Below are 26,479 nucleotides of genomic sequence, written 5' to 3'. Positions count from 1 at the left end.
GGCCGGATCGGTTCCGATCAGCGGCCGATGGGCGACCAGCGTGGGCGGTCGTCGGTGAACGTGAACGGGACCGGTACCCGGGTGAGGACCTCGTACGCCTGCGGGTCCTGCGCCCGCAGCAACGCGGCGGCATGCAACCCGTCGACGAGGCCGGAGTCGCCGCCCCGGGCCGCGTTCGTCAGACAGTGCAGCAGCTGGAGGGTGGGGACCGGGTCGCGGTAGGGGTTGTCCGTGTGCGGCGTGATGCGGGCGCCGGTGAAGGCGAGGTTGTTGGGGTCTGCCTCGACGCGAACCTCGAACAGCTCGCCGTAGTTCGTCTCCCGCACGAACCCGAAGGTCCGCGCGACGTCGAGGACCTGCCGGTCGCGAGCGGGAACGCCCCGCAGCAGGACGAAGCCCAACCTCATCACGCTTTCGAGCGCGCCGGCGGCGACGGCGGGATCGGCGGTGTACGCGGACCACTCGGCCTCGGGGAACGGCCCGCGAGCCCCGCGGCGTCCCACAGCTCCTTGTCGTCTTCGCCGCGGCCGTCGCCGTCGGCGGGGCCGTTGCCGGGGCCCGCGGGGGAGCCGGGCAGGTGGGCGTCGAGCCAGGTGTCGGCGTAGACGGAGCGGTGGCCGTCGGGAGTCCAGACGACCTCCCGCGCGGGCGCGCCGTCCGCCGTGAGGGCCTCCAGGACCGCCCCCACCGCGAGACCGGCGGGCAGGTCGGTGATCTGGAACAGCTTCTGGCCGTTGCGGGTCCCGGCAGTCGGTGCAGGGACAGTTGTCACGCAGCCAGAGCGGCGGGGCGGACGAGACGGTGGGCATGAACGCGGCTCCATGTTGTTCGGACAACTTCTCCGGTGCCGGGAGCCTCACGCAGCGGGGTGACGCCGCGATGACCGCCAGATGGCCGCCGCTCATCGGCATCCGCGGCACAGACCACGGCCCGCTCCGTGCGCGGCCGGCAGGCCCGCCACCGCTGTCACCGCTGCCACGTGGCAGCGTGGCCCGTCCCCACCCGCCTGCCCGAGCCGTGCGAACGGATCTCGAAAGCCGCGCGTGACCGGATCGCCGGGCTACCGTTCCGTCATGGACCTCTTCTCACGTTCATGGACGGCATTGCGGGCGGCGGTCGACGAACTCCCCGATCAGGACTTCGAGCGGCCGTCCGGCTGCGCGGGCTGGCTCGTGCGGGACCTGGTGTGCCACCTGGTCATCGACGCCCAGGACGTCCTGATCACCCTGGTCACCCCGGCCGGGGACGCCGAACCGACGGTGGACGCGGTCACCTACTGGAAGCTCGTCGACCCCCCGACGGGCGAGGACCCGCTCGACGCGCTGGTCCCGCGGCTGGCGGCGGCCTACGGGGAGCCGCGGTGGCTCAAGTTCCACCTCGACGACGTCGGTTCGGCCGCGGGCCGGGCGGCCGTACTCGCCGACCCCACGGCCCGTGTGGGCACGCAGGGCGAGGTCCTGACCGTCGCCGACTACCTGTCGGCGTACGTCCTGGAGTGGACCCTGCACCACCTGGACCTGATCGTGCACCTGCCATCCGCGCCGCCCCCACCCGCCGAAACCCTCGCGGCGGCCCGCAGCGCCCTGGAGCAGATCGCCGGTGCCCCCTTCCCGGCCGCGTTTCCCGACCGGGACGCACTGCTGGTCGGCACCGGCCGCCGCACGCCGACCGCGGAGGAACGGTCGGCCCTGGGCACGCTCGGCGCGAGGCTGCCGCTGGTGCTCGGCTGACACACACGACGCAGCCGCCACCACGCCGGGCCCGCCTCGTGATCCAAAAGGTGCGGCCTAGCCTTGTGCGTATGGACCACCTCCTGCATCTCGGCCGCACCCTCGACGAATTGGACCCGCCGCGCTGGGCAGATCCGGCTGGAGACGCGACCCACCTGGTCAGGAAGGTGCATGCGCTACGGCGCGTGCCGCTGGGCGACCTAAGGCCGGCGGACCTCCGCACGCTGATCTCGCAGCGGGTGGGGCTGCAGTACGTACTGCCGCTGGCGGTTCAACTGCTCATGGACGAGCCGCTGTTGGACGCCTACTTCTACGAGGGCGACCTGCTCCTCGCAACGGTGAACGCGCCGACTTCGGCATGGGCGGCGCTGCCGGAGCTCGCCGCGCAGCTGAGAGCGGTGATCGCGGCTCAGCCTGCGGCCGCGGTGAGGGGCCTGCCGATGGGCGCCGAGGCGGACCTGACCCGCTTCGTGGCACAGACCTGACCTGAGCGACGTAGCCCGACCTGATCCGCACGAAACGGGCCTCGAACCAAGCGATCGTGCCGCCAATCCCCACGTGGCGGTACTCCTGGCGTTCATCGTCTTTCTGCGGCTGCGCCGCCGCACCGAGGCTCGTAGCCGCTTCGACGAGAAGATGACCGTGGTCATCGTTCTGGCGCTGGGCGTCATCCTTGCCCCCACTGACGTCGGTCAGGGGATCGCCGGCTTCCTCGGCCAGTTGGTCAGCGGCGTTTCCCAGGCCGGCCAGTGATCCCCGGACGCCGCCCCCAGCGGGAGCTCGACGGCTCGGCGCCTGCCCGTTCGGGAGGTAACGGCGAGCGGCCGCCGCCCCGCCCGGCGTCACGGGCGTCGAAACCGCAGGCCCAGTCGGAGCAAGAATCAGCACTTGGAGCAGGCAGTACTCGCCGCGCTCGCAGCCGCAGTCATGTTCAGCCTGGCGGCGGCAGCCTTGGAGTGGCCGGCCGCACATCCCTGGACCGTGGCTGTCGTTGTGTTGGCGGCCGCAGCAGGAGTCGGTGCCTGGGTGTGGCGGCGCAGGGACGTCGCCCGATGGGACCAGGTGCGGGCGAGCGGCTTGCGCTACGCGCTCGAACAGCTCGACAAGTTGCACCACCGGGCGTTCGAGTTCGCGGTGCGGGACCTGATGCGCCGCGACGGCTGTACGGATGCGCGGCAGGTCGGCGGTCGCGGGGACAGCGGCGCCGACGTCAAAGCCACAGACCCCTTTGGGCGTCGTTGGGTCATCCAGTGCAAGCACAGGAAGGACAGCTGGTCCACGGGATCGGCCACGACACCCTCTGGCCGACGCTGCGCGCCGGGGCCGACGCATGAACGGTTTCGAGCCATACGTGACGTATCGGGGGGGCAGGGGCGGCGCCGCAACGGACCGATGGCCGAGACGCGGCAGAGGGTGTGTGTCTGATAAGCGATCATGGGGCGGTGGGCGTGGAGCACGGCTGTGTGACAACCGGTAGAGGACTGGACAGACGCCACGTCGAGGTGTGGGGGATTGCATGGTGTTGCGGGCTACGTCGGATGCTCTGGAACGCACGGACAGATTCGATTGGTTTTGCGAGAGGGTGTCCAGTGATGTGATGCCCATTGCGCTCAACACCCGGCATGCGGACGATTTCCAGGCGAGCCTCGTCTCCTTGGACCTGGGCGTCGCGCAGTTGTCTTCTGTCGCCTGCTCACCGGTCTTCTCCCGCCGTAGCGCGGCCCATGTCCGGCGCGGCGATCCCGAGAACCTGCAGCTCGCCCTCATTACGCAGGGCTCCTTCAGGATCTCGCAGCGAGGCAACGAATCGGAGGTCGTCGGAGGCCTCGTGCTCACGGACACCTCGCGGCCGAGCGAGGGGTCGTTCACGGGCGGGCAGGTCGAGTCGCTGGTCATGCAGATTCCCCGCCAGGCCCTGGCACTCGGCTCGGACCGGGTGGACCGCCTTCTGGCGCAGGGCCTGGCCGCGGACGTGGGGTCAGGGGCGATCCTCGCCGACTTCTTCAAGTCGTTGGTCACGCGCGGCCCGCAGTGTTCCCCGGAGGAGTTGCGGGCGCTGGGGGCCGTCACCCTGGACTTGGCCACCGCCTTCCTCGCGCGGCTGCTCGGTGACCCTGGCCAGGCGCCTGCCGAGGCCAGGACACAGGAGGCACTGCAGCGGGTCTACCGCTTCATCGAGAACAATCTCGGCGACCTGGGTCTGAGTCCTCAGATGATCGCCGATCGGCACAACATGTCCGTGCGCCGTCTCCACGCCCTCTTCGGCGACCAGCCCCTGACCGTCGCGGCACGCATCCGCCAACGCCGGTTGGAGCGCGCCCACGCCGACCTCGCGTGCGGGGAACTGAGGAGCCGGCCCGTTCAAGTGATCGCGCATCGCTGGGGCTTCTCCAGCGCCACCGTGTTCAGTCGGGCCTTCCGCGAAGCCTACGGAATCACCCCCACCGAACATCGTGCGCTCTCGCTGGCCGCCCCACAGCGCTCAGAGCACGGAACCCAGGGCCTCAACGCACATCGGGCTCGTTGAGGCTGTTTCCGCATCCTGGGAGTCGATCCCCAACGCGTCGGGGTGGCCGTCGGGCCCGGCGTCCGTTCGGTGGATCGGGGTCGGACGGCTGCTAGCCCGTCACCAAGGCCTTCTTCTGGCGCAGTCGCTCACGGAGGGTGCCGACCATGGGGAGCGTCAGGCCCGCGAAGAGGAAGAGCACCGCCAGGCCGCTCAAGGTGGGGCTGATGAACTCCTCGGCCTTCAGCGACCACGGGCTGTCGAGGGTGAAGAAGATGATGTAGCTGCCCTTGGTCAGCGCGTACGCCAGTCCGAGGACGGCCGCGATGGCGGACAAGGAGAACCCGGCGCCGCTCCAGGGACGGATCCCCCAGTTGCGTCGTGCCGTCCTGCCGCACATGAACGCCAACTCCCCACAGGTGATCATGACGTAGGAGAGGTAGAGCAGCAGATAGGCCGCGATCTTCGGGTCGTCGACGTAGGCGGTGGTGAACTCGACGTCCGGTGCGTTCGTGGCCAGGAAGAGCGGCACCATGATCGCCAGCTCGACCACGGCGGCGAAGCCGCGCTGGAAGATCGCCGACCTCACGTATTCGGGGCGGTAGGCCAGGTCCACCATGGTGATCTGCAGTGCGGCACACCACAGGATCGCGCAGACGTGGGCCACGAGCTTGCCGAAGTTGGCGACGCCGGTGATGCCCTGTGCGGCCTGGGCGACCACGGGGACGGCGCACAGGACGCCCATGGTGCACACCCCGAACGCCGTGGCAATGGCCCATGTGGAGATCCGCGGGTTCCCCAGGGCTCTCCGCGTGCAGAGCACGGTGACCAGCAAGCCCGCCACCGTGCACGTCCCGAAGACTATGCCGTCCACTGCCTACAGCCCTTCCAGTGAATCGGCCGCATACCGCGCGGCCTCGTCCGTACTCCGCCGTCGTCGGCGCTTGCTCGGCGGCGTCTCGGCCGCACTGCGCGTAACCGGGTCCAGGCCCAGGTGAGCCCTTCGCCGTTCCAAGTCCGTGATGACGCCCGCCAGCTCACTTTGCGGGAGACCGCCGAGTAGTGCCAGGACATGGCGCGCGAGAGGGTCCTCGAATGCCTCGAGCGCCTCAAGATCGTCATAGGCACCGTGCGGGAGCAGGTGAGCGGGTGGGACGCCCAGAGCTTCGCACAGGGCCAGGAGCGTGCCGACGGTCGGGTTGTCCTGGGAGCCGTTGGCGATCTTGGCGATGGCGGCGAAGGAAACGGACGGGTGGTCACCGGGCAGGGTGTCGACGGAATCCGAGAGCGACCGCGATGAGTGGCGCCGGCCTCGCCGGCCGGCCATGAGGGCCTTGAGCTTGTCCGCGATCGACAGACGGCCGTTGCTCACCTCGGGCGCAGGGTGCCGCTCACGGCCCCAAGGAGGTCCCGCTGATGAATGCACACAACCACGTACCGGTCTTCCGCTCTGCCTGCCCTGTGCATGTGTACTTTAGTTGACACGGTTGGGTGTGCAAGGCAGGATCCCGATCAGGAACGCAACCTTACGCACCCATGTGTGTGTACAGGCTGTCAGGCCTGCGAGCAGGGATTGTGGAGCCGCCACGGCCCTCGATCCGTGGCGGCCCGGCAGGTCGGACACGGCGGAGAGACCGGCCGGAAGCGGCCGTGCGTCCGGCAGCTCGCGCCTGCCTGCTCGGTGCTGCACCACACAGGGGGAGAGTTGAGTCCGCAGTTGGCATCCAGGGCCGACGGCCGCACGCCGGCAGCCATGGCGCGGGAGGCGTGTCCTGCGGCGGTGGCAATCCGGCCGCCATCCCGCACGCCTGAACGCCCTTTCCGCACCGTGGGTCGCGCGGGCGCGATGTCGCTCCCGTACGGGCGCTCCGTGTTCGCGGGAGATCGGTCGTGAGGTCGTGACCGGGGTGCCGATGCCGTCCTCGCAGGCGGCACGGGCACCCCTTGGGCGACAACTTCCGGACCGCTTGGAGGAGCGCGCGATGCCAACCCTGGGCGCACTGCCCACCCTGGGCACACTGCCCTCCCGCAACCCCGAACTCGAACTGACGCTCGTCGGCGAGTGCGGCGCTGCCGCCCAGGCGGCAGAGGTGAAGGGCGTCTTCTCGGTGACCCCGGAGAAGCTCCTGGAAGAAGGGGTACCGGCCACCCTGGCCGACGGCGTCGTGGTCCTGATCACGGGCTCGGTCCCCTTCCGGCTGCGCGGCCGCATCACCACGGTGCTCGAGGTGCTGCTCCAGCGCATGAGCCGCGACCGCAGCGCCGGACTGATCGTCAGCGCGCAGCCCAGCTCCCGCCAGCCGTACCCCCAGTCCATCGTCGACCTGGCCGAGAGGCTGGGCATCCCCCTCCTGGCCACGACCGCGCCGGTGGAACAGTGGCGGGGGGTGCACGAAGACATCCAGCAGTTCCGGCTCGCGTTCGCCGAGCGCCGGGCCGCCCAACTCGCCTCACTCGTACAGGAACTTCCCGCACAGCTCGCCGACCAGCGGGCCATGCAGCGCATCGCCGACTGGCTCGCCAGGGCCCTCGACGTCCAGGTGATGGTCAGCGAACCCGACCGCGTCCTGGTCGCATCACCGGCCACGGCCGCGGAGGAACTCGCGCAGGCCATCATCCGCCAATCCGTGAACGGGAACGCTCCTGACGCCCGTTCGGGTCCGCACACACGGCTCATCTCCCTGGGGCCGTCCTCCGCCGCGGACACCGTCCTCGCCGTGGCCCGGCGTACGCCCTTCGACGACGCCGATCTGCGGCTGTTGCGCCATGCCGCCAAGCTCCTGGGACTGGTGGACCAGGCGCGCCGCGAATACCGGGCGGCATCGGACGCCTCCCGGGCCGCGCGCGACGCCGCGGTGGAGCTCCTGCTGGACGGCGAGGTCTCCAAGGCCCGCCGGGTCATGAGGAACCTGGCGCCCGGGCTGCTCGACCCCGAGACGGCCCGCGTCTTCGTCGTCGAGACCTCGCCCGCGCGACGGGACGCCGCCATGAGCCGCTGTGAGTCCGTCACGGGCAATCGCGCCCTGGTCGTCGCCGACTGGCGCCGCCACGACCGGATCCTGGTGATCCACCCGATCCGGGGTGGGGAGGCGGACGACAGGGTGGCCCTCGCCCTCACCCATCTGGTCTCCGCCGTCGGTGCCGGGGCATCGCTGGGCGGCAGCGGGGTCTACTCCATGTCCCTGCTCGCCCACGCTCTCGACGAAGCGACCGCCGCCCAGCGGTTCGCCCTGTACCAGCCGGACTCGGTGGCCCTCTCGGTGCAGGACACCGACCTGGTCAGCCTGCTTCCGGCGCACGACGCGCAGGTGTGGGCCCGCCGGCTCCTGCATCCCCTCATGGAGACCGAAACGCAGTGGGAGCTGCTTCGCGAGACCCTACCCACCGCCCTCGCCTACCCCTACACCGTGGCCGCCCGGCGTCTGGACCTGCACCGCAACACCGTCACGCGGCGCGTGGCACGCGCCGCCGAACTGCTGCACATGGACTTCGCGACTCTGGCCGACCGCGTCACCGTCGGCCTGGCGCTCGAACTCGTCACCCATCGGGAGCTCCCCGAGTCCCCCGCCGGGAACCCGGAATCGGATGCACCCACGCTCCGAGGGCTGCTCCACGGGCAGCAGATCCACGCCTGGGCCGAGACGCTGCTCAGGTCTGCCGGGGAGGACAGGCGTGGGCTGCTCGCCACGGCGACGGTCTGGCTCGCGTCCGACGCGCACCTGGAGACGACCGCGCGTGAACTGGGCCTCTCGGAGGCGACGGTACGTTCACACATCAGGGCGCTGGAGGGACACTTGTCCCGCGACCTGTCCTCGCTGACCGGCATGCGCGACCTGATGTTCGCGCTGCACCTGATGACGGGAGCGCCCCGACTCCCGGAGCCCTCCCGCGAACTGTGCGCGGCTGCCTGAGCCGAGAGCCGTACGGTCCGGAGCCGGCGCGCTCACGGAAACAGGTGTCACCGGACCGGGCGGCGCTCAGCAGAGCCTGACACGGTGCGGATTTCGATTCTTTCCCCAGGCCGGCGATGGCGTGGGCCAATGGTTCGGAAGAGTCGCGGGAGATTTATTCGGAAACGCCGAACCGTGGGCGCTGGTGCACGTATGTGAACCCGCCCGATAGGGCGTTTCTGTCGACCGCTCGAAAGATTGTCGGTTTCCTCCTGGGTGGGCGCCGTGCAGATCCGATGTGGAGACTGTGTGGGCGTCTCGGCCATTCTCTTCGCCGACGGTGAAGGCGCGACGAAGGGTTGGATTGGATTCGGCCACGGCGTGAGTCGCGCGCGAGGACGATGCGCTCCACCTGCATCTTCGTGGACCGGCAGGGGGTCTTCAGGTGGCTGAAAATGGCCTTGAAATGGCCGTAAAAATGCGGCGCCCACAGATTTCCCGCACCTCGGGTGTTTCAGCGAGTCGCGAATTCAACCATCTGGCTGAAAATCGAAGCGGCGCCCCGATCGGAGTGATGGAAAAGGCCCGATGTGCAGTTCCGTAAATCCGAAGTCGCGGCATGTGCATCTCTGCGGCACGCGCCCTTCGAGTGGTGCAGAACCCAAAGGTCGTGCCACGCGGTTTGTGCACCTGTGCAGTGGCGGCTCTTTGTGTGAATGCATAGCGTTGTCGGTGCAAGCACGGCCGGATCCCATTCCAAGGTCCAGGCGACCGGAGAACGAGAAACCGCGCAGTGCCGGACCACGGGGGTGTACGGCACGGGGGCGGGCTCGGGAGAAGGCGAAGGCAGTGCTTGCGGCGACCTGGTCGTCGTGAACACCGGTAGGCGGGTGCCGGTGGGAGGGGTTCCAACCACTCCCACCGGATCACCCGCCACCCGTGTGAACCAGGCTTGTTCCGCGAGTCCGTCGCCCGCCGCGCGCGACGTCGACCACGTGAGCGCAACGAGGTCCGTCACGGCACGCCGACAGCGCCCGTGGCCCCGTCGGGAAACCACGCCCGACCCGCCTGTTACCGTCCCGCCGAACGCGTCCGGGAGCACGGGTCGGCCAACGTACGTTGATCATTGCAGAGGACGAGGGAGTGGCGCACCGCGCGGGTGGAGAAGAGGAGGCTCTCATGGGAGCGGCCGATGAGGGACGGCGCTGGCCGGACGAGGTCAGTACCGACAATGCGAGGACGACGCTGGTACAGCTCCTCGCGCGGGCGGGAGTCGGCCCCGGCGACGCGTGGCAACTGATCGGGCTGGTCGAGGCGGGCGCGCTGGCCCTCGCGCACGCGGAACTGGCGGAACTGAGCGGCGGCGGCGCCCGCGCCACGCCCGGGGACGGCGGCGGCGCGTACGGGGCGGGCCGACTCGACGGTGCGGAGGAAGTCCTGAAGGGGCTGGGCGCGGTTGCCGAGCGGTCCTTGGTCCGGGCCGTGGGGGCGGTCGCGGAGCCGGGCCCGGCGGGGGAGCGCCGGCGGGTCCGCCGCATGGAGGTGGAGCGGGCGCGGGTGGCGCTCACACCGCTGTACCTGTCGTTCACCGAGGCCTCCGACCTCGATCCGGAGGTGACCGAGGAGGTGCTCGTCGCCGTCCTCGCCACCCTGACCCCGCGGGAGCGCGCCGGATACCCGGGACGGCTGACGGAGTTCGCCGCGCTCCACGCCACCCGGCTGACCCGGCTCTTCGAAGCGTTCGGACCGGGCAGCGCCATCACCGTGCACGGCCGCTATTCGCTGCTCCACTCCGTCACGAGCATCGCCGTGCTGGAGCGGCTCCTCGCCGCGCCGTCGGCGCTACGGGCGGAGTGGAACGCGGCGGAGTTGCCGCCCGCGTGGCTGGACGGCCTGATGACCGCATGGGACGACGACCCGGCCTGACGGGGTTACGGATCGCACCGGTCCACGGCGGCCCCACCCCTTGTGCAATGCGTCCACTGGACGCATGATGTGCGTCCAGTGGACGCACAAGGGGAGGATCGGTATGGAGGAGCGAACGGCTGAACGGTCGGCTCGGGGTGGGGCGGCGGCCGGTGCGGCAGGCGGTCTGCGGACCAGCGCCTTCGTCCCGCGCCAGGAGGACGTGGAGTTGCCGTTGCCGCCGGTGTTCGATGACCCGGAACGGGAACGCGAGCACCGCAAGCAGCGGCTCGCCGGAGCCTGCCGCGTTTTCGGCCGGTTCGGATTCTCCGAAGGCGTGGCGGGGCACATCACGGTGCGCGACCCGGAGCATCCGGACATGTTCTGGGTCAACCCGTTCGGCATGTCCTTCCGGCACATCAGGGTCTCGGACCTGATCCTTGTCGACCACGAGGGCCGGGTCCGCCATGGCCGGCGCCCCGTCAACCGCGCCGGGTTCGTGATCCATTCCGCCATCCACGCGGCCCGTCCCGACGTGGTCGCCGCCGCCCACGCGCACGCCGTCCACGGCAAGGCCTTCTCGAGCCTCGGCCGCCCGCTGGATCCGATCACCCAGGACGCCTGCGCCCTGTACGAGCAGCACACCGTCCACCGGGACGGAGCCGGCGCCGTGGTGGTCGAGGAGGAGGCGGGCCGCCGGCTCGCCGCGGGGCTGGGACCGCACAAGGCCGTCATCCACCAGAACCACGGCATCTTCACCGTCGGCGAGTCCGTCGACGAAGCCGCCTGGTGGTTCATCTCCATGGAGCGCAGCGCCCAGGCGCAGTTGCTGGCGCAGGCCGCCGGGACTCCCCATCTGATCGACCCCGAAGCCGCCCGTCACACCCGTGACCAGACGGGCTTCCCCCTCGCGGGCTGGTTCTCCTTCCAGCCCCTGTGGGACGAGATCGTCCGTACCGACCCCGACCTCTTCGAGTAGGCCCCCGCCATGGCACCCGCCCCGGACGCAGGTCCGTCCCCGGACACAGGTCCCTCCCCGGAAACGGCACCCGCCCCCGACCCCCACCCGGCCGCTGGCGCCGCCCCGAGCCCCGCGGAGCCCGGTTCCGCCTCGTGGTGGCGGGCACGCTACGCCGAGCGCGACCGGCGTCGGCCCCGCGCGGGCGGGCTCACCCTCGCACGGATCACCGCCGGTGCGCTCGAACTGGCCGACCGCGACGGGCTGGACTCGGTCACGATGCGCAGCCTCGGGGAGCACCTCCAGGTGCGCCACACCTCGCTCTACCGGCACGTGGCGAGCCGGGAGGAACTCCTGATCGAGACCGTGGACCACATGCTGGGCGAGATCCGGCTGCCTTCCCTCGACGGGGACTGGCGGGCCGGTCTGGAACGGGGGGCGGGGGAGTTCCGCCGGGTCCTCCTCGCCCACCCGGCCCTCGTACCGGCCCTGACCGGTGGACAGTTGCTCGGGCCCAACGCCCTGCGTGCCCGCGAGCACGCCCTCGCGCAGCTCCTCGCCCAGGGGTGGGCCCCGCGTACGGCCGTGCACGTCTACCTCACCGTCACCCACTTCGTGATCGGCTCGGCAGTGCTCGACACCGGTGGGGCGGCCCGGACGGGCGCGCAGCGCGCGGCGATGGCGGAGCTCTTCGCCGGCCTGTCCCCGCAGACCCACCCCGTGGTCCGCCGCCACGCCGACCTGCTCAACTCACCCGATCAGGAGCAGGAGTTCGCCTTCGGACTGCGCGTGCTGCTGTCGGGCCTGGGCCGGCTGCACGCCGAGGAGGCCGGAGCGTGAACGACACCCCGGTCCTGCCGCCCCTCGACCAGTGGACCCGGGCCGGCGCCCGCGTCCCGGTCGGCGGTCACGAGGTCTTCGTACGCCAGGACGGGCCCGAGGACGGGGCGCCCGTGACCCTGCTCCACGGTTTCCCCACCTCCTCCCACGACTGGGCGCCGGTCGTCCCCGCCCTCGTCGCGGCAGGGCTACGCGTCACCACCCTGGACTTCCTCGGTTTCGGGGAAAGCGACAAGCCGCGCAGGCACACGTACTCGATACTCGACCAGGCCACGCTGGTCGAGGACGTGTGGCGGCGGACCGGCACCGGGCGAACCGCCCTGGTGGCCCACGACTACGGAGTCAGCGTGGGGCAGGAACTGCTGGCCCGGGACCCGTCGCGGATCACCCGCATGACCTGGCTCAACGGTGGGCTCTACCCCGACCTGCACCGGCCGGTGCCGACCCAGCGCCTGCTGCACGGCCCGCTCGGTCCACTGCTCGCGCCCCTGACCACCCGCCGCCGGTTCGCCGCGGCCCTGCGCGGTGTGCTGGGGCGCGAGCTCGGCGCCGCGGACGTGCGGGAGCTGTGGGCGGCTGCCTCCCGGGCGGGCGGCCACCGGCTTGCGCCGCGGCTGCTGCGGTACATCGACGAACGCCGGGACCAAGCCGGCCGGTGGACCGCGGCCCTGGAGGAGTACCCGGGCCCCGTGCTCTTCGTATGGGGGCCGGCCGATCCGATCAGCGGTGCCCATGTGCTGGCGCGGGTCCGTACGAAGATCCCACGGGCATCGGTCGTCGAGCTCGCCGGACCACCCGCCGTCGGGCACTATCCGCAGCTGGAGGATCCGCAGGCCGTCGCAGCCGCACTGGTCTCCTTCCTGGCGCCCTGAGCGCGGGACGGCCGACCCGAGTGGAGTCCTCGGATGTCGCGGGCGGGTGATTCTGGGACTCTCCACCGGTGCGGTGCCACGTACTCGAAGCGGCGCTCGTCAAGGGTCAGAGGTCGTTGGCTCATGCACCCTTTGCGTCTCGGAGGATCGATGCAGTTCACCCGCCGGACCGTCGTCCAAGCCGGAGGCTGCGCCGCGGCCGCGCTGGCGGTCGGGAACGGCTCCGCGATCCCCGCCTCGGGAGCCGCCGCCGCTCCCCGCCCCGAAAGCACGGGCGAGGCGCTGCCCCTGCGGTCGGACACCACCACGCAGGGCGACGTCCTCGCCGGCTTCCGCAAGGACCACGCATGCCTCCTCTTCATCCGGTTCGGGCATTTCGCCAAGGCGCGCCGTTGGCTGGGTGATCTGCTGCCCCAGCTGGCCACGACCGAGCAGGTGGCGCGGTTCAACGAGCAGTTCCATCGTGCCCGTCAGCTCCGCAACGGCGTCGATCCCACCAGCATGGCCGCGCTCTGGACGGGCCTCAGCCTCACCCACGCCGGGCTGGGGCACCTCGCCCAGCAGGACCCCTTCCCGGCCGTCCCGCCCGGGGGCACCGCCGAGGCGTTCTGCGACGGCCCGGGCGCGCGCGCCGGGCAGCTCGGCGACACCGGTCCCAGCGCCCCCGATTCCTGGCTGTTCGGGGCGGAGGCGGACAGCGTGCACGCCGTGCTCACCCTCGCCTCCGACAAGCCCGGGCAACTCCAGGCGGCCATCGGCCGGCACCGGGACGCGCTGCTGCGGATCGGCGCCGACGTCGTCTTCCGGCAGGACGCGGCCACGTTGCCGGGGGAGCTGCACGGCCACGAGCATTTCGGGTTCCTCGATGCCATCAGTCAGCCCGGCGTACGAGGGTTCCACGGCGCGGACGCGACCGGCACGGGCGTGCAGGGCAAACCGGGCACCCGCCTGATCCCCGCCGGTGAGTTCATCGTGGGGCAGGAACGGGTGGGGCAGCGTCCCGCCGGGCTGCCCGTCTGGGCCACCGGCGGGTCGTTCCAGGTGGTCCGGCGCCTCGCCCAGGACGTTCCGGGGTGGTGGGAGCAGGCCCGTGTCCTGCTGAAGGAGCTGCAGAAGTCGGGGGCCGCGCCGGCCGACGCGACTCCCCAGTGGCTCGCCGCCCGCTTCGTCGGTCGCTGGCCGGGTGGAGCCCCCGTCGCCACCTGCCCGATGGCGGAGAAGGCCGTACCGCCCGGGGGGGACCCGGGGAACGACTTCGATTTCCACGACGACCCCCAAGGGTGGACCACACCCCTCTTCGCGCACATCCGCAAGGCCAGTCCGCGCGGCGGGCTGGTCACGGCCCCCGGACGACCGCCCCTGCCCGCCTCGGCGCTCGACAACCGCCGCATCATCCGTCGCGGCATCCCCTACGGCCCGGCGCACCGCGAGGGTTCCAGGCCCGCCGATCGCGGGCTGGTCTTCGTGAGCTACCAGGCCGACCTCGTCGAGCAGTTCGAGTTCATCGCCCGGAAGTGGTGCAACAGCACCGACTTCCCGCCCGCACGGCACCCGCAGCCGGGCTCCGACACCGTCATCGGACCCGCCTCCCCCGTCTGCTTCGAGTCCGCCGCCCCCAGCGGCAGCCGCGCCACGACCCTCGACTTCCAGAACTTCGTGCGCACGGAGGGGGCCCTGTACGCCTTCACTCCGTCGATCCCCACGCTCCGGGCGCTGGCCGAGGGCTCGCTCGACAACGCCATCGAGGTGCATCCGGGTACGGTCCTGCGCCCCGGCGACGGTCTCGACGCGGGTGCGGTACGCCTGCGCTTCGACGCCGCCGGCGGACTGACGCTCCAGGCGGAGGACGGGCGGACGCTGTGGAGCGCCACGACGGCCGGGGCCGGCGTCGACGCCCTGTTCGCCGCGAACGGCGAACTCAGCGTGCGCGATGCGACCGGCAAGCCGCTGTGGTCCTCCGGTACCGGCGGCGCGCCGGGCGCCCGCCTCCTGGTCCGTCCGGCGGGGGACGCCGTCATCCTCAGGGACGGCCGTCCCGTGTGGCGGGTGTCCGGGCCGTCGTCCTGAGCGGACGCCCGACGCGTCGTCCGGGCATCTGGCTCCCCTGTCGGTCGGGGGCCGCCACCGTCGGCAGCCCCCCGAGCGGGGTCCGGTCAGGCGCGGACTCCGATGACGGTCTTGCCGCGGGCGCCGCCCCGTTCCACCTTCTGCAGGGCCTCGGAGGCCTCGTCGAGCGGGAAGACCGTCTCCACGATCGGCCGCAGCCGGCCGGCCTCCACCAGGCCCGCGAGGTGGGCGAGCTGCTCGCCGTGCGGGCGCATGAAGAAGCTGCGGGCCTCGACGTTCCACCGGGCCTTCCTGGCCTCGGCGTCAGCGATGGGAACGATCGAGACCAGAGTGCCGCCGGTCTTGAGCACGGCGAACGACCGCTCCTGGGTCTCGCCGCCGATCGTGTCCAGGACGACGTCGACGTCGGAGACGACCTCGTCGAACTTCTCGGCCCGGTAGTCGATCACCCGGTCGGCACCGAGTTCGCGGACCAGTTCCACGCTGCCGGCACTGGCGGTCGCCACGACCTCGGCGCCGAGCTGCTTGGCGATCTGCACGGCGGCGGAGCCCACGCCGCCGGCGGCGCCGTGGACGAGCAGGCGAGTCCCGGCCCGTACGTCGGCCTGCTCGGTCAGCGCCTGCAGGGCGGTCAGCGCGGCCAGGGGCAGCGAGGCGGCCTCCTCGAACGTGAGGCCGGACGGCTTGGCGGCGACCAGCGACTGGTCCACGGCGGCGTACTCGGCGAAGGCGCCGCCCACCCGGGGGTCGACGCGGGTGAAGACCTCGTCGCCCACCGCGAAGCGGGTGACCTCGGAGCCGACCTCGGTCACGACACCGGCGAGCTCGTTCCCGATGACCAGCGGCTCGGCCGGCTCACCCGCGCTCATGAACCCCTTGACGATCAGGTGGTCCACCGGATTGACCCCGGCCGCGCGGACCTCGATGAGCACGTCGCGGGGGCCGACGGCGGGGACGGGTGCCTCGGTGACGCGGACGACGTCGCGGACCTGGCCGTACTGGGAGATGACTGCTGCCTTCATGGGAAATTCCTTGATCGGGTCTGTGCCGGGCCGCCGAGCGGCCCTGCCGTGTGCGAGAGGGGGGATGGGTCAGGCGGTGGGGGCGGGGCGGCGAGGAGGGCACCCTGGAGCACCAAGGTGCCGTCGGTGAAGTAGTGCGCCGGCAGGCGCTCCTTCACTTCGGCCTGGAGTCCGTGCCGCCGGGCGAGCCAGAGCAGCCGGTGCGCCTGGAAGGTGTTGGTGGCCAGGGCTCCGAATAGATCTCGACCTTCACGACGCTCGCTCCTGACGGGTCTGTCTCACGGATGGGCCCGGCTTCTCCTCGCAGGGGTTACGGACCGCTCGTTCCATAACGTAACCGATTCTGGAACGAGCGGTCAAATACGTGCTGCGGGGGCTGCCGACCTTCGCTACCGTGGGGTGCATGGCGAGACCACGCACGTTCGACGAAGAAGCGGTCCTGGACCGGGCGATGATCCTTTTCTGGCGCAAGGGCTACGAGGCGACCGCGATGAGCGACCTCGTGGAGGAGCTGGGCCTGGGCCGCGGATCGATCTACGCGGCGTTCGGGGACAAGCACCAGCTGTTCATCCGGGCCCTCGGCCGCTACCTGGACCACCAGACCCGGCTGCTCGGCTCCGCGCTCGACGGGGAGGGGCCGGCGCTCGCCACGCTGCGGGACGTCCTGGGCCGGCTCCTGGCGGCCGACGCGGCCCCCGGCAGCGCCGGGTGCTTCAGCGTCAACAGCATGGCCGAGCTGCTGCCGCACGACGAGGAGGTCGCGAAACTGGCCCGCGGCAACCTCCGGTACGCCGAGCAGGCGTTCACGGCGCAGTTGGAGCGGGCCGAACGGGACGGGGAACTCGCCCCGGCCGTCACCCCGCGGCAGGGCGCGCTGCTCCTGCTCAACCTGGTCCAGGGCCTGCAGATCATGCGGAAGGTCGACCCCGACCCGGCGAGCGCGGCGGCTTGCCTGGACTCCGTCTTCGCCCTCCTGGGCCGCTCGCCGGCCACCGCCGAAGCGCCCGGCGACGGCCCGGCCATGGCCTCGGCGGCGCCGTAGCGGCCGCCCGCCGGCCGATCAACGGCCGATCAACGGCGGTGCGCCCGCCATCAGGTGTGGCCGACCGCCCACTGTTTGGTCGGTCGCAACTGACGTACAAGTGAAGGCCGGGCGGCACCGACGACGACCCGTGCCGGGGGAGGGCGCGGCGGTCCGCCGCACCGTGATCGTCTCGACCGATCGTTTCAGGGGGCATCATGCGCATACCGTTACGTGCCTGGAGTCTGGCCGCCGCGGCCCTGCTCGTCGCGGGGGCCGGTCCGGTGCAAGCGGCTGACACACCGCCGTCCGGGTCGGCGGCCGGAGCCGTGCAGTACGCCGTCCAGGACCTCGGCACCCTGGGCGGTACCCGCAGCAAGGCGACCGCCATCGACGGAAACACCGCCGTCGGGAGCTCACTGATCAGAGGTGACACCGCCGAACACGCCTTCGCGTACGACCTGCGCAGCCGCACCATGACCGATCTCGGCACGCTCGGGCACTCCAGCCGGGCGACCGGGGTGGCGGGGGATCACATCGTCGGGGAGTCGGAGCTCACGGCCGACGGCCCGACGCACGGATTCGCCTACGACATGCGGACCCGCCGGCTCGTCGACATCGGCACCCTCGGCGGCAGCAGCACCGACATCACGGACCTCAGCGGTGACATGGTGGCGGGGACCTCTTCCCTGCCCGGCGACGCCGTCACCCACGCGTTCGCGTACAGCCTGCGCACCGGGACGATGACCGATCTCGGCAGCCTCGCCGGCCCTTCGGGCAACAGCACCGCGGCGGCGGTCAGCGGTGTGACCGTCGTGGGCAGCTCCTCCCTTCCGGACACGCCCGCCCGCACCACGCACGGGTTCGCGTACAACCTGCGCACCAGGACGATGACCGATCTCGGCACCCTCGGCGGAAGTTCGAGCACGGCCAACGACGTCAGCGGTTCAACCGTGGTCGGCCAGTCCCGAACGGCCGACAGCCGCCTCACCGGATACGCCTACGACCTCCGCACCGGCATGCGCACGGATCTCGGGTCCCGGTTCCTGAAGGGACAGTTGATCAGCGGGAGCACCGTGGTCGGCGGCGACGGCCTGCTCGCCAGCACCTACGACCTCACGACGCACGTGAGTGCCGTGATCGGCTCCGGGCGCGGTGTCACCGAGGCCAGGCAGGTATCCGGGAACCTCGTCGTGGGCGACAACTTCGCCCCCAATTCGTTCGGCTTCGTCGCCCGCGCCGACAACGGCGGCTTCACCTACCTGCCCTCCCTCGGCGGCCTCAACTCCTCGGCGGCGCAGGCCAACCGCTTCGGCGTCGTCGCAGGCAGCGCGGCACTTCCCCCCGCTGACCAGACCTCTGCCAACGGCCCCGTCCACGCCGCCCTCTGGGTGCCGCAGACCGTGGCCGGGGGGACGGACGGGGACACCCGGTAAGGACGTGGGCGGCCTGGGCCCGAGGAACGGAACGACGGTCTCCGCCCAGTTCAGTGCGGTGGCGGCAGCGGGCTCAGGGCGTCGGTGACGGTGCAGCCGCCCTCTCCGGGCATCCGCTGGATCCGGCGCGGACACCGGTCACCGGGCAGGCGACCCTTCCGCCGGCGCCGTCCCCGACGGGGCCGGCGGCCCGTGGCGGGCCCGGTTCAGGACCAGGTCCACCGTGGCGGTCACCAGGTCGGGGTCGTGGAGCTGCACGTAGTGGTCGCTGCCCGTGGCCAGGACGTGCGGCGTGTTCGGGCCCAGCGCCACCAGGCCGTCCTGGAGGCGCGGCCAGGCCGCCTCGACCGCCGTCATCAGCGTGCTCGAGGTGCCCGGCGCCACCGCGAAGGGCGCGGTCTTGCTGATGACCGCCATGGGTACCGAGGGCAGGCGCGGCCCCTTCGCCACCGCCGCCATCGCGCCGTCGAGGTCGATCGTCTCGAAGCCCGGATCCTTCTCGACGGGCACCCCCGGTCGGTTGACCAGGCGGGCGTAGGCAGGCCAGTCGGCTCCCAACCCGTCCCGGATCTCGGGGCCGAAGGCGTCGACGAACACCAGGCCCGCCGTCCGTTCGGGGTGGGTCTGCGCGTAGAGCCGGGTGATCATCCCGCCGAAGGAATGACCGACGAGCAGGTACGGGCCCTCCTCCCCGGCCGCCGTCAGGGTCTGGTCCAGCTCGGTCACCAGGGCCGGCAGGCTCCGCGGCATGGCCACGGGGCTGCTCCGGTCGGTCAGCGTGGGCGGATTCGTGTAGCGGATCGTGCCGGGCCGGTCGTACGCGCACACGCGCGCACCCCGCGCGATGCCCGGCAGGACGGCGGGGGAGGCGGGCACGGGCGGCCGGGTCTCGGTCAGGCTCCAGACGTCGGAGGAGTCGTGGATGCCGGATTCGAGGACCACGGTGGGGGAGCCGTGCCCCCGGCAGTCCACGTAGATCTTCCGACCGTCGGGCAAGGTCACCTGCCGGCCGCCGTCCACCCGACGGGAGGCGGCGGGAGGGGCTGTCGGGGGAGGATCGGCCGGGGTGGCGACACCCGAAGGGCCGAGCAACAGCAGCCCACCGACCGCGACCGCCGCCGGTCCGCGCGGAACTCGTACCAGGCGCCCGCGTGCCATGCGTCCAGTATTGCCCCGCGCCGCAGGCCCCTCCACCGGACCGGCGCCGCCCGACGGCTCGATCGCGCCGTGCGTCTCCGCGGCGGCGTGCCGCCGGTCCGGCAGACCGGGGGCCCTCGACGGTGCGCCCCACCGGAACCCGCCCCGGCGCCGCGTAGCGTGTGGTCGACGTTGGCTGACCCATGACTGAAGGGCAGGTGGTCGTCCATGCGGCGGGAACGTGGTGCCGACGACGCGGTGATCGTGATCGGTGCGGGCGCCGCCGGACTCGCCTGCGCGGCCGATCTGCTCGCCGGAGGCCTCAAGGTCATCCTCCTGGAAGCAGGGGACGCGGTCGGAGGGCGCATGCGCACCGACCGCGCCTCCGGTTTCGTCACCGACCGCGGGTTCCAGGTCCTCAACACGTCGTACCCCCAGGTGAAGCGCCGTCTCGCCCTCCGCCCGCTCCGACTGCGGCCCTTCACCCCCGGAGTGCTCGTGCACACCGGTGAAGGACGGCTGCGCCGCTTCGTCGACCCCACCCGACGCCCGCGCGAAAGCGGCGACCTGCTCCCCGGCAGGCTCGCCTCGGCCCGCGACCTGGCCGCCCTGGGGGTCCTGACCGCACGGGACGTACTCCTGCCACCCCGGTGGTTGCGGGCGCGCCCCGAACGGACCACCCTCACCGCGCTGGCGGAAGCGGGCCTGTCGGACGAACTGGTCGAGAGCTTCTTCCGGCCGTTCCTCTCCGGCGTCTTCCTGGAGGACGAACTGGAGACCTCCTCACGGGTCTTCGACCTCGTGTGGCGCAGCATGCTGCGCGGCACTCTGTGCCTGCCCGCCGACGGCATCGCGGCGGTTCCGGCCCAGCTCGCCGCGCGCTTCCCGGCCGGTGTCCTGAGCCTGGAGACGCCGGTCGCCCGACTGACCGAGGACGGCGTGGCGCTGGCGGACGGCACACCGCTGCGGGCACGCGCGGTGGTCGTCGCCACCGGCCAGAGCGCGGCGGCCCGACTCGTACCCAGGCTCGCCGTCCCGGCCGGACGCACCGTCACCACCCTCTACCACGCCACCGCCCGTTCCCCTCTGCGCGAGCCCACGCTCCTCGTCGACGCGCGGCGCCGGTTCCTCAACACCTGCGTCGTGAGCGAGGTGCACCCCGGCTACGCCCCCGACGGCCGGGCGCTGATCTCCACATCCGTCCTCGGCGCACCCGACCCGGCGCAGGAGGCGGTCGTCCGGGCCGCCCTGGCCGAGGCCTACGATGCCGACACCGACTCCTGGGAGCTGGTGCACCGGTGCACGGTACGGGACGCCCTCCCGGCCATGCCCCCACCGATGCCGCTGATCAGGACGACGCGCCTGGAACCGGGTCGATACGTCTGCGGGGACCACCGGGCGACCGGATCGCTCCAGGGCGCGCTCGCCTCGGGTACCAGGGCCGCCCGCGAGGTGCGCGCGGACCTCCGGGGCTGAGCACCACGCTCGCATGCGGCGCGCCTCGAACGCGGCGCGCCGGACGCCGATCCGCCTCCCGTGCATCCGCAGCCCGCTCGGCACCGGAAGACGAGAACGGAGACCACATGCGAGGGCGGCCATGACACACGCGGGCGATAGAACACGTGCCACATCCGCGGAGACGGGTTCCGGCAACAGCGGGCCGGCGCGCACCGCCGACGCGCGGGGCCCGGGCCGGGGCTCCGTGGTGCGCCTGCCGCAGGCGGGCTGGCGGACCGCCCCGGACGGAGGACGGCCACGACCACCCGCCTGCCGCCACCTCGACGAGGAACGCCCGACCCCGTCACGGCTGCGGGTGACAGGCTGCGCCGAATGCCTGGCCGCGGGCCGACAGGACTGGGTTCACCTGCGGATCTGTCTGGATTGCGGCCACAACGGCTGCTGCGACAGCTCCGCCGGGGCCCATGCCTGGAAGCACGCTGCCGGCACGGGCCACCCGATCGCGGTGGCGGTCGAGGAGCCGTGGGCCTGGTGCTACGCCGACGAGGTCTTCCTCGTTCCCGACAGCGCAGGACCGGACGTCCGAAGCGGCACCGGCAGGACCTGACGCATCCCTTGGCCGCGGTTCGGCTCAGTAACGCAGGGCCGTTCCGACGTTCGCCCGCACGTCACCCGAGAGGCTGCGGGTGCTACGGGCGGTGCCCTGTCCCGTGGCCGCGGGGGCGACGTCGGACACGGTCACCACGACCGTGTCGAGGAGGTTGCCGCCGGTGTCGCGGAAGTTGACCTGGACGGCGAACGACTTCTGGTCCTTGGCGGTGTTGGACACCGTCACGGGGACGGTGCTGTGCCCCTCGGAGTCCTTGGACGGTGTGCCGAGGCGCACATCGGACTTCGCGTCCGCTCCGTCCTTCACACTGTCGAGCTTCTTCTTGGCCTCACCCGCCGCAGCCTCCAGCTCAGCCCCGGCCGACTGTACGGCTGAGGCCGCCTTCGACGCGACGTCGGACGGTGTGCCGTCGTTCGAACATCCCGTGGTTGCGGTGGCGAGAGCCGCCAGAACGGCGACCACGGTCAGCGTGCGCGTCCACGCGGTGTTCATGCGGGCCTCCATGGGCTTCCCTGGGCCGCCACGCACGTACCTCGCCTCCATCGACACGTCGTCGCAAAGCCGTCCGCGGATGTGCCGACGGACCGCCGGCAGCCCCATGATGCCGCCTGACCCCTCGGGTCGCCGGTCGCCGCCCCGAAACGAACACCGCCGGTGTCGACGAGTTACGCCGCCGCGGGAGCGAACGTGTGCAACTCGTCGGCGCCGGCATGCACGACGCCGTAGGTGCTCTCGGGTACCGCGTTCCAGGCGCCGGGCAGATCACCGAGGGGTTCGGACACGACCAGGCGGGTCTCGTCCGACACTTCCCGGAGGAAGCCCATGTCGGGGTGCAGTCTGCGCAGCGTGTCCACCCGGGTGCTGTAGAACAGCGACCTCGATGCACGTTGGCTGGAGTAGCGGAAGGCCCAGAGGCGTTCGCCATCGCTGACGGCGAGTGTCATCTGGAGGGGGAACTCCACTCCGTGCCCGCGACCCGCGGCCTCCACCGCGCCGGCCATGCGCGCCACCGCGCCCGGCGGGTCGTCTTCGAGGCCGAAGGTGAGTGCCAGGTAGAACATCACCTCGGAGTCCGTCGTCCCCTCGATGTACGGGAACAGCGTGGCGTCGATGAGGAGGACGAGATCGCGGCGTAGGAGGTGGAAGTCGGCGATGGCGCCGTTGTGCATGAACATCCAGCGGCCGTATCGGAAGGGATGGCAGTTCGTTTGCTGCACCGCCGTACCGGTCGTCGCCCGGATGTGCGCGAAGAACAGGGGCGAGCGGACGTGGTCCGCGATCTCCCGCAGGTTGCGGTTGCTCCAGGCGGGGCCGATCTCCCTCAGGATCGCGGGACCGCCCGTGTCCTCCTCGGTGTACCAACCGACACCGAAGCCGTCCCCGTTCGTGGTCTCCACACCCAGTTTCGAGTGCAGGCTCTGATCGATCAGAGAGTGGGCCGGCTTGTAGAGGATCGTGTCGAGCAGCAGAGGAGTTCCCGAGTACGCGAGCCATCGGCACATGAGCGATCACCTGTTGTCTCTGGTGCACGTGCGACAAAACCGTGCGCCCTCGGTCCCGGGCCCGCCGGGGGAGCGCTCGTCCCGCCCGTCTCATTCTCGTCCCCATCAGGACGCACCGCCAGGCGGACGCGGACCGTACGGCGCCCGCTTCGGTCCCGGAAGCAAGGCGGGCCGGGAAGCCGTCGCCGACTTCGGCCTCGGCCGGCCGCCGTGCGTCGCCGTCCGTCCACCGCTCGTCACCCGGTCCGCGGGGGCCGTGGACCGACCGCCTCAGGACCGGTGGGCCCGGTGGGCGTACAGGTCCCGGAGCAGGGATGTCGTCGTCGCCGAGCTGTCCCGACCCGTCGAAGCGGACGACGAAGGCCGGGCCGGGCTGTTCGGCAACGACCGCGATCACCCGGAACGCGAAGGGTGCAGGGCCGCGTTCGCCGCGCATGCCTCCGAGCTGCGCGCATTGCTGGAGGACGAGGGTCTTCCGGACGGTCTGCGCAGCGCGGACGACCGCGAGTGCCTGCTCAAGGCCGCGGAACCGCAGCGAGAGAACTCCTGAACGAGCTCCACGAGCGCCGCGAGTGCCGGTCTCGCGACCCGGAGCTACCCGTCCGCGCCGGTGCGCGGCGGGAAGGCGAGGCCCGTGGGGGTGTTGAGACCGCTGGGGTTCAGCACGGTCTGGGTGCCGTTCGAGCGGAGGCGGAGCACGCGGTTGTTGAAGGCGTCGGCCACGTAGAGGGTGCCGCGGTGGTCAAGGGCCAGACCGAGCGGACTGCTCAGACCGGTGAAGGGCACGGTGGTCTGCGCGCCGGTCACGGCTGCGATCTTCACCACCCGATTGTTGCCGCTGTCGGAGACGTACAGGTCTCCGGTGGCGCTCAGGACGAGCCCGGTGGGCTGGGAGAGGCCTGCGACGGGGACGGTGCTCTGGCCGCCGGCAGCGGCCACCCTGACGACGCGGTCGTTGACGAAGTCGGAGACGTAGAGGTCCCCGTTGGGCGCCAGGGCCAGGCCCCAGGGGTGCAACAGGCCGGTGGTCGGGACCGTGGTCTGGCCGCTGCCGTCGGCGGGCACCTTCACGACGCGGTCGTTGAAGCTGTCGGCGATGTAGACGTTGCCGGACGCGTCGACGGCGAGGCCCAGCGGGCGCGAGAGCCCGTCGGTGGGAACGGTGACCTGCCCGCCCCCGTCCGGCAGCAGCCGCAGGACACGGTTGTTGCCGGTGTCGGCGATGTACAGGCTGCCCGCCCGGTCCCAGGCGAGACCCGTCGGGCGTACCAGGCCGTCGAGGAGCAGTACGCTCTCGCCCCCGCCCCGGGTGGGCAGGGTCACCACCCGGTTGTTGCCGTAGTCGGACACGTACAGCCAGCGGCCGGTGTACGGGTGGCGTGCGTCGTGCGGTTCGGCGGCGTCCACGGCTTGCGCGGGCAACACGCACAGGAGCAGCAGCCCGGCGAGGGCGGCGCGTCGCCGGATCAGTCGCCGCCGGCTCTGGTTCGAGGGGACCAGGGGTTCGTCTTCGTACGGCCTGACCGTGATGCGTTCCACGATTCACCCACCTGTTCCGTGACCGGCCGGCAGCCCTCCGTCGTGCCGGCCTGCTCCCGCCGACCCTAGGCAGCGGCCGCGGGCGTCAAGAGAGCCACGCCCTCAACGGCGCCGCGAGCCACTCCGATGCACGGCTTCCGATCATGCCGGTACGCGCGCCGGGCCCGCTCCGGGCCCGCCCCGGGCTCAGTGGGGTCGGGGGTCGCCGGGTCGGTGGCCGGGCTCGAGGGCCGGTCGTGTCAGCCAGTCGCGCAGCTTCTGCTCGCAGTGGAGGATCGCCTCGGTCTCCACTCGTTCGTCACGTGTGTGGGCGAGCAGGGCGTTCCCCGGGCCGTAGTTGACGGCCGGCACGCCCAGGGCACTGAACCTGGCGACGTCGGTCCAGCCGAATTTGGGCATGGCCCGCCCGCCGACCGCCTCCATGAAGGCCGCTGCCGCAGGGTGGCTGAGTCCGGGCAGCGCGCCGGTGCGGGCGCTGACGAGGGTGAACTCGTCCACGTCGCAGTCCGCGAAGACCTCACGGACGTGTGCTTCCGCTTCTTCTGCCGTCCGGTCGGGGGCGTAGCGGAAATTGACGGTGACCGTGCACGCATCGGAGAGGACGTCGCCGGTGACGCCGCCGTCGATCCGTACGGCATTGAGGCCCTCGTGGTACTCGAGGCCGTCGACCACGGGCTTGCGCGCCTCGTACGCGGCGAGGCCGGCCAGGATCGGGCCGACGGCGTGGATGGCGTTGGCGCCCGTCCCGTCGAGGGCTGAGTCGGCCCGCCCGCCCTTGGTCTTCAGCCGTACTTGGAGCGTGCCCTGGCAGCCGCCCTCGACATGGGCGTTGGAGGGTTCGAGCAGGATCGCGAAGTCCGCGGCCAGCAACGCGGGATGGACCTCGGCAAGGCGACCGAGGCCGTTGAGGTGAGGAGCGGACTCTTCCTGATCGTAGAAGACGAAGGTGAGGTCGCGGTTGGGCTCGGTGACGGTGGCCGCGATGCGCAGCTGGACCGCGACACCGGACTTCATGTCGGTCGTGCCGCAGCCCCACAGCACGCCGTTCTCGTCCAGCCGGGAGGGGACGTTGCCGGCGATCGGCACGGTGTCGAGGTGTCCGGCGAGCACGACGCGCTCGGCGCGGCCGAGCATCGTACGGGCCACCACGTTGTTGCCGTACCGGTCCACGACCAGGTGCGGCAGGGCGCGCAGCGCGTCCTCGACCGCCTCGGCGAGGGTCTCCTCGGTGCCGCTGACGGAGGGGATGTCGACGAGTCGGGCCGTCAGTTCGGCCGCGTCGAGACGGAGGAGATCGAGCGCGCGGGGAACGGGTCGCATGCCTCGATGAAACCAGGCTGCCCAGCCTCGTCGAAACGGTGGACCGTGCACCGCCGAAGGACGAGGAACCGCCGAGACCTGTGGATCGCGTCAATTCCGGGGCGTTGCCGCGGGCGTCAGGTTCGGCGGCTCGCCGCGTTGCGGACACGGCGGGTGCGTCCGTGCTCGGCCAGCAGGCTGAGCGCGGCGGGCGAGGTGACGTGCAGGATGGTGGCCGTGCGCTGGAACCAGTCGGACGCGGAAAGCAGTTGCTCGTCGGTCCACGGCTCGTCCAAGGCGATGGCCCTGAGCAGAGTCCACTCGCGCAGGCGGCCGGCGAGGAACGCACGATCGCCGACGACCGTGGCCATCATCGTGGCCCAGGCGGGAAACCGGGGGCCGGTCAGCTGCTCGGCCGCCCGGCGTTCGAGGTGATGGTTCACGGCGCTTTCGGCCATGGCCGCGTCTTCGTCGCGAAGGACGGCGGCCAACAGGTCGGCCTCCTCCGCTTCCGCGACGCTGTCCAAGGCCCGCACGTACCGGGCATGGCGCCTGTGCTCGGGGGGTTCGTCGTCCGTGTGAGAGCCGGTCATGGTCGGGGTTGGTCAGGACGACATGATGAAGCGCAGGGCGAGGCCGGAGGCCGTGATCCAGTAGGTGACGCGGGCACCGTCGTCGAACGACACC

The 26,479-nt window shown here is 71.7% G+C and carries 27 protein-coding genes; 16 read left to right on the top strand and 11 right to left on the bottom strand.

The genetic code is table 11. The features are described from left to right. Window positions 1-17: 17 nt before the first annotated feature. Together ACFYZL_RS26060 and ACFYZL_RS26055 are read right to left on the bottom strand one after the other, a co-directional pair. Window positions 18-503 carry a TauD/TfdA family dioxygenase gene (locus ACFYZL_RS26060; protein WP_388682242.1) on the bottom strand — a complete coding sequence of 162 codons (486 nt, stop codon included), beginning with the start codon at window positions 501-503 and terminating at the stop codon, window positions 18-20. Further along, complete coding sequence (locus tag ACFYZL_RS26055; protein WP_388682240.1) at window positions 407-772, bottom strand: hypothetical protein; 366 nt, start codon at window positions 770-772, stop codon at window positions 407-409. Before ACFYZL_RS26055 ends, ACFYZL_RS26060 begins: the two co-directional genes overlap by 97 nt. Before the next feature lie 301 nt (window positions 773-1,073). Between ACFYZL_RS26055 and ACFYZL_RS26050 the strand changes: the two genes are divergently transcribed. The 5 genes from ACFYZL_RS26050 (at window position 1,074) to ACFYZL_RS26030 (ending at window position 4,257) form a co-directional block, all read left to right on the top strand. Further along, window positions 1,074-1,730, top strand: coding sequence for a maleylpyruvate isomerase N-terminal domain-containing protein (locus ACFYZL_RS26050; protein ID WP_388682238.1), 657 nt, complete (start codon window positions 1,074-1,076; stop codon window positions 1,728-1,730). A 71-nt stretch (window positions 1,731-1,801) separates the two neighbouring features. Beyond that, on the top strand, window positions 1,802-2,215 hold the full coding sequence (locus ACFYZL_RS26045) for a contact-dependent growth inhibition system immunity protein (RefSeq protein ID WP_384747447.1): 414 nt from the start codon (window positions 1,802-1,804) through the stop codon (window positions 2,213-2,215). Window positions 2,216-2,288: 73 nt separating this feature from the next. Next, the gene (locus ACFYZL_RS26040) at window positions 2,289-2,483 is read left to right on the top strand and encodes a hypothetical protein (RefSeq protein ID WP_388682234.1); all 195 of its coding nucleotides are present in this window, start codon (window positions 2,289-2,291) and stop codon (window positions 2,481-2,483) included. Between the two features lie 174 nt (window positions 2,484-2,657). Further along, window positions 2,658-3,155: a restriction endonuclease gene (locus ACFYZL_RS26035; RefSeq protein ID WP_388682426.1), complete on the top strand. Its 498-nt coding sequence runs from the start codon at window positions 2,658-2,660 to the stop codon at window positions 3,153-3,155. Window positions 3,156-3,246: 91 nt separating this feature from the next. Next, the gene (locus ACFYZL_RS26030) at window positions 3,247-4,257 is read left to right on the top strand and encodes a helix-turn-helix domain-containing protein (protein ID WP_384747440.1); all 1,011 of its coding nucleotides are present in this window, start codon (window positions 3,247-3,249) and stop codon (window positions 4,255-4,257) included. 91 nt (window positions 4,258-4,348) lie between these two features. On the opposite strand, the gene ACFYZL_RS26025 is transcribed toward ACFYZL_RS26030, so the two are convergent. After that, window positions 4,349-5,110: a hypothetical protein gene (locus ACFYZL_RS26025; protein WP_384747437.1), complete on the bottom strand. Its 762-nt coding sequence runs from the start codon at window positions 5,108-5,110 to the stop codon at window positions 4,349-4,351. Between the two features lie 3 nt (window positions 5,111-5,113). After that, window positions 5,114-5,608, bottom strand: a complete 495-nt coding sequence (locus tag ACFYZL_RS26020) for a helix-turn-helix domain-containing protein (protein WP_384747434.1) — start codon at window positions 5,606-5,608, stop codon at window positions 5,114-5,116. Between the two features lie 610 nt (window positions 5,609-6,218). Between ACFYZL_RS26020 and ACFYZL_RS26015 the strand changes: the two genes are divergently transcribed. From ACFYZL_RS26015 to ACFYZL_RS25990, 6 genes are all read left to right on the top strand, one after another. Further along, complete coding sequence (locus tag ACFYZL_RS26015) at window positions 6,219-8,147, top strand: helix-turn-helix domain-containing protein (RefSeq protein ID WP_384747431.1); 1,929 nt, start codon at window positions 6,219-6,221, stop codon at window positions 8,145-8,147. A 1,158-nt stretch (window positions 8,148-9,305) separates the two neighbouring features. Further along, window positions 9,306-10,052, top strand: coding sequence for a hypothetical protein (locus tag ACFYZL_RS26010; protein ID WP_384747429.1), 747 nt, complete (start codon window positions 9,306-9,308; stop codon window positions 10,050-10,052). A 103-nt stretch (window positions 10,053-10,155) separates the two neighbouring features. Beyond that, window positions 10,156-11,010, top strand: a complete 855-nt coding sequence (locus ACFYZL_RS26005; protein ID WP_388682230.1) for a class II aldolase/adducin family protein — start codon at window positions 10,156-10,158, stop codon at window positions 11,008-11,010. Between the two features lie 9 nt (window positions 11,011-11,019). Beyond that, window positions 11,020-11,829 (top strand): TetR/AcrR family transcriptional regulator C-terminal domain-containing protein, encoded by an 810-nt coding sequence (locus ACFYZL_RS26000; protein WP_388682228.1) that lies wholly within the window; start codon window positions 11,020-11,022, stop codon window positions 11,827-11,829. Further along, window positions 11,826-12,701 (top strand): alpha/beta fold hydrolase, encoded by an 876-nt coding sequence (locus ACFYZL_RS25995; protein ID WP_388682225.1) that lies wholly within the window; start codon window positions 11,826-11,828, stop codon window positions 12,699-12,701. The genes ACFYZL_RS26000 and ACFYZL_RS25995 overlap by 4 nt, the downstream gene beginning before the upstream one ends. 150 nt (window positions 12,702-12,851) lie before the next feature. Continuing rightward, window positions 12,852-14,768, top strand: a complete 1,917-nt coding sequence (locus ACFYZL_RS25990) for a peroxidase (RefSeq protein WP_388682222.1) — start codon at window positions 12,852-12,854, stop codon at window positions 14,766-14,768. A gap of 86 nt (window positions 14,769-14,854) precedes the next feature. Here ACFYZL_RS25990 and ACFYZL_RS25985 read toward each other — a convergent pair whose 3' ends face one another. Then, window positions 14,855-15,790: an NADP-dependent oxidoreductase gene (locus tag ACFYZL_RS25985; RefSeq protein ID WP_388682219.1), complete on the bottom strand. Its 936-nt coding sequence runs from the start codon at window positions 15,788-15,790 to the stop codon at window positions 14,855-14,857. Window positions 15,791-16,193: 403 nt separating this feature from the next. On the opposite strand from ACFYZL_RS25985, the gene ACFYZL_RS25980 reads away from it, so the two are divergent. Next, the gene (locus tag ACFYZL_RS25980; protein WP_384756587.1) at window positions 16,194-16,832 is read left to right on the top strand and encodes a TetR/AcrR family transcriptional regulator; all 639 of its coding nucleotides are present in this window, start codon (window positions 16,194-16,196) and stop codon (window positions 16,830-16,832) included. 197 nt (window positions 16,833-17,029) lie between these two features. Next, entirely contained in the window at window positions 17,030-18,247 is a 1,218-nt protein-coding gene (locus ACFYZL_RS25975; protein WP_388682215.1) for a hypothetical protein, read from the top strand. Window positions 18,248-18,385: 138 nt separating this feature from the next. On the opposite strand, the gene ACFYZL_RS25970 is transcribed toward ACFYZL_RS25975, so the two are convergent. Continuing rightward, complete coding sequence (locus ACFYZL_RS25970; protein WP_388682213.1) at window positions 18,386-19,405, bottom strand: alpha/beta fold hydrolase; 1,020 nt, start codon at window positions 19,403-19,405, stop codon at window positions 18,386-18,388. A gap of 207 nt (window positions 19,406-19,612) precedes the next feature. On the opposite strand from ACFYZL_RS25970, the gene ACFYZL_RS25965 reads away from it, so the two are divergent. Both ACFYZL_RS25965 and ACFYZL_RS25960 read left to right on the top strand, forming a co-directional pair. Continuing rightward, on the top strand, window positions 19,613-20,860 hold the full coding sequence (locus ACFYZL_RS25965; protein ID WP_388682210.1) for an NAD(P)/FAD-dependent oxidoreductase: 1,248 nt from the start codon (window positions 19,613-19,615) through the stop codon (window positions 20,858-20,860). Between the two features lie 229 nt (window positions 20,861-21,089). Further along, on the top strand, window positions 21,090-21,449 hold the full coding sequence (locus tag ACFYZL_RS25960) for a UBP-type zinc finger domain-containing protein (protein WP_388682207.1): 360 nt from the start codon (window positions 21,090-21,092) through the stop codon (window positions 21,447-21,449). Window positions 21,450-21,473: 24 nt separating this feature from the next. On the opposite strand, the gene ACFYZL_RS25955 is transcribed toward ACFYZL_RS25960, so the two are convergent. Both ACFYZL_RS25955 and ACFYZL_RS25950 read right to left on the bottom strand, forming a co-directional pair. Continuing rightward, window positions 21,474-21,944, bottom strand: a complete 471-nt coding sequence (locus tag ACFYZL_RS25955; RefSeq protein ID WP_384756572.1) for a hypothetical protein — start codon at window positions 21,942-21,944, stop codon at window positions 21,474-21,476. 173 nt (window positions 21,945-22,117) lie between these two features. Next, window positions 22,118-22,954, bottom strand: a complete 837-nt coding sequence (locus ACFYZL_RS25950) for a class II glutamine amidotransferase (protein WP_384756569.1) — start codon at window positions 22,952-22,954, stop codon at window positions 22,118-22,120. A 256-nt stretch (window positions 22,955-23,210) separates the two neighbouring features. Between ACFYZL_RS25950 and ACFYZL_RS25945 the strand changes: the two genes are divergently transcribed. Then, window positions 23,211-23,504, top strand: coding sequence for a hypothetical protein (locus ACFYZL_RS25945; RefSeq protein ID WP_388682203.1), 294 nt, complete (start codon window positions 23,211-23,213; stop codon window positions 23,502-23,504). A 44-nt stretch (window positions 23,505-23,548) separates the two neighbouring features. Here ACFYZL_RS25945 and ACFYZL_RS25940 read toward each other — a convergent pair whose 3' ends face one another. From ACFYZL_RS25940 to ACFYZL_RS25930, 3 genes are all read right to left on the bottom strand, one after another. Then, entirely contained in the window at window positions 23,549-24,493 is a 945-nt protein-coding gene (locus ACFYZL_RS25940; RefSeq protein WP_388682201.1) for a hypothetical protein, read from the bottom strand. Window positions 24,494-24,679: 186 nt separating this feature from the next. Continuing rightward, window positions 24,680-25,813, bottom strand: coding sequence for a succinyl-diaminopimelate desuccinylase (dapE, locus tag ACFYZL_RS25935; RefSeq protein WP_388682198.1), 1,134 nt, complete (start codon window positions 25,811-25,813; stop codon window positions 24,680-24,682). Window positions 25,814-25,929: 116 nt separating this feature from the next. Then, a complete protein-coding gene (locus ACFYZL_RS25930; protein ID WP_384756558.1) occupies window positions 25,930-26,385 on the bottom strand; it encodes a hypothetical protein in 456 nt (151 codons plus the stop codon). Window positions 26,386-26,479 lie beyond the last annotated feature (94 nt).

The sequence above is a fragment of the Streptomyces sp. NPDC001717 genome, assembly GCF_042892775.1.
Taxonomy (GTDB): Bacteria; Actinomycetota; Actinomycetes; order Streptomycetales; family Streptomycetaceae; genus Streptomyces.
The sequence above is the reverse complement of the archived record's forward strand: the minus strand, read 5'-3'. Positions and strand labels throughout refer to the sequence as shown.

Coding starts and splice junctions, on each gene's coding strand:
- ACFYZL_RS26050 (WP_388682238.1), top strand. CDS start 1,074: ATGGACCTCTTCTCACGTTCATGGACGGCATTGCGGGCGGCGGTCGAC.
- ACFYZL_RS25980 (WP_384756587.1), top strand. CDS start 16,194: ATGGCGAGACCACGCACGTTCGACGAAGAAGCGGTCCTGGACCGGGCG.
- ACFYZL_RS25930 (WP_384756558.1), bottom strand. CDS start 26,385: ATGACCGGCTCTCACACGGACGACGAACCCCCCGAGCACAGGCGCCAT.
- dapE (WP_388682198.1), bottom strand. CDS start 25,813: ATGCGACCCGTTCCCCGCGCGCTCGATCTCCTCCGTCTCGACGCGGCC.
- ACFYZL_RS26010 (WP_384747429.1), top strand. CDS start 9,306: ATGGGAGCGGCCGATGAGGGACGGCGCTGGCCGGACGAGGTCAGTACC.
- ACFYZL_RS25990 (WP_388682222.1), top strand. CDS start 12,852: ATGCAGTTCACCCGCCGGACCGTCGTCCAAGCCGGAGGCTGCGCCGCG.
- ACFYZL_RS26035 (WP_388682426.1), top strand. CDS start 2,658: ATGTTCAGCCTGGCGGCGGCAGCCTTGGAGTGGCCGGCCGCACATCCC.
- ACFYZL_RS25970 (WP_388682213.1), bottom strand. CDS start 19,405: ATGGCACGCGGGCGCCTGGTACGAGTTCCGCGCGGACCGGCGGCGGTC.
- ACFYZL_RS26000 (WP_388682228.1), top strand. CDS start 11,020: ATGGCACCCGCCCCGGACGCAGGTCCGTCCCCGGACACAGGTCCCTCC.
- ACFYZL_RS26015 (WP_384747431.1), top strand. CDS start 6,219: ATGCCAACCCTGGGCGCACTGCCCACCCTGGGCACACTGCCCTCCCGC.
- ACFYZL_RS25955 (WP_384756572.1), bottom strand. CDS start 21,944: ATGAACACCGCGTGGACGCGCACGCTGACCGTGGTCGCCGTTCTGGCG.
- ACFYZL_RS25985 (WP_388682219.1), bottom strand. CDS start 15,790: ATGAAGGCAGCAGTCATCTCCCAGTACGGCCAGGTCCGCGACGTCGTC.
- ACFYZL_RS26045 (WP_384747447.1), top strand. CDS start 1,802: ATGGACCACCTCCTGCATCTCGGCCGCACCCTCGACGAATTGGACCCG.
- ACFYZL_RS26030 (WP_384747440.1), top strand. CDS start 3,247: ATGGTGTTGCGGGCTACGTCGGATGCTCTGGAACGCACGGACAGATTC.
- ACFYZL_RS25965 (WP_388682210.1), top strand. CDS start 19,613: ATGCGGCGGGAACGTGGTGCCGACGACGCGGTGATCGTGATCGGTGCG.
- ACFYZL_RS26005 (WP_388682230.1), top strand. CDS start 10,156: ATGGAGGAGCGAACGGCTGAACGGTCGGCTCGGGGTGGGGCGGCGGCC.
- ACFYZL_RS25950 (WP_384756569.1), bottom strand. CDS start 22,954: ATGTGCCGATGGCTCGCGTACTCGGGAACTCCTCTGCTGCTCGACACG.
- ACFYZL_RS25975 (WP_388682215.1), top strand. CDS start 17,030: ATGCGCATACCGTTACGTGCCTGGAGTCTGGCCGCCGCGGCCCTGCTC.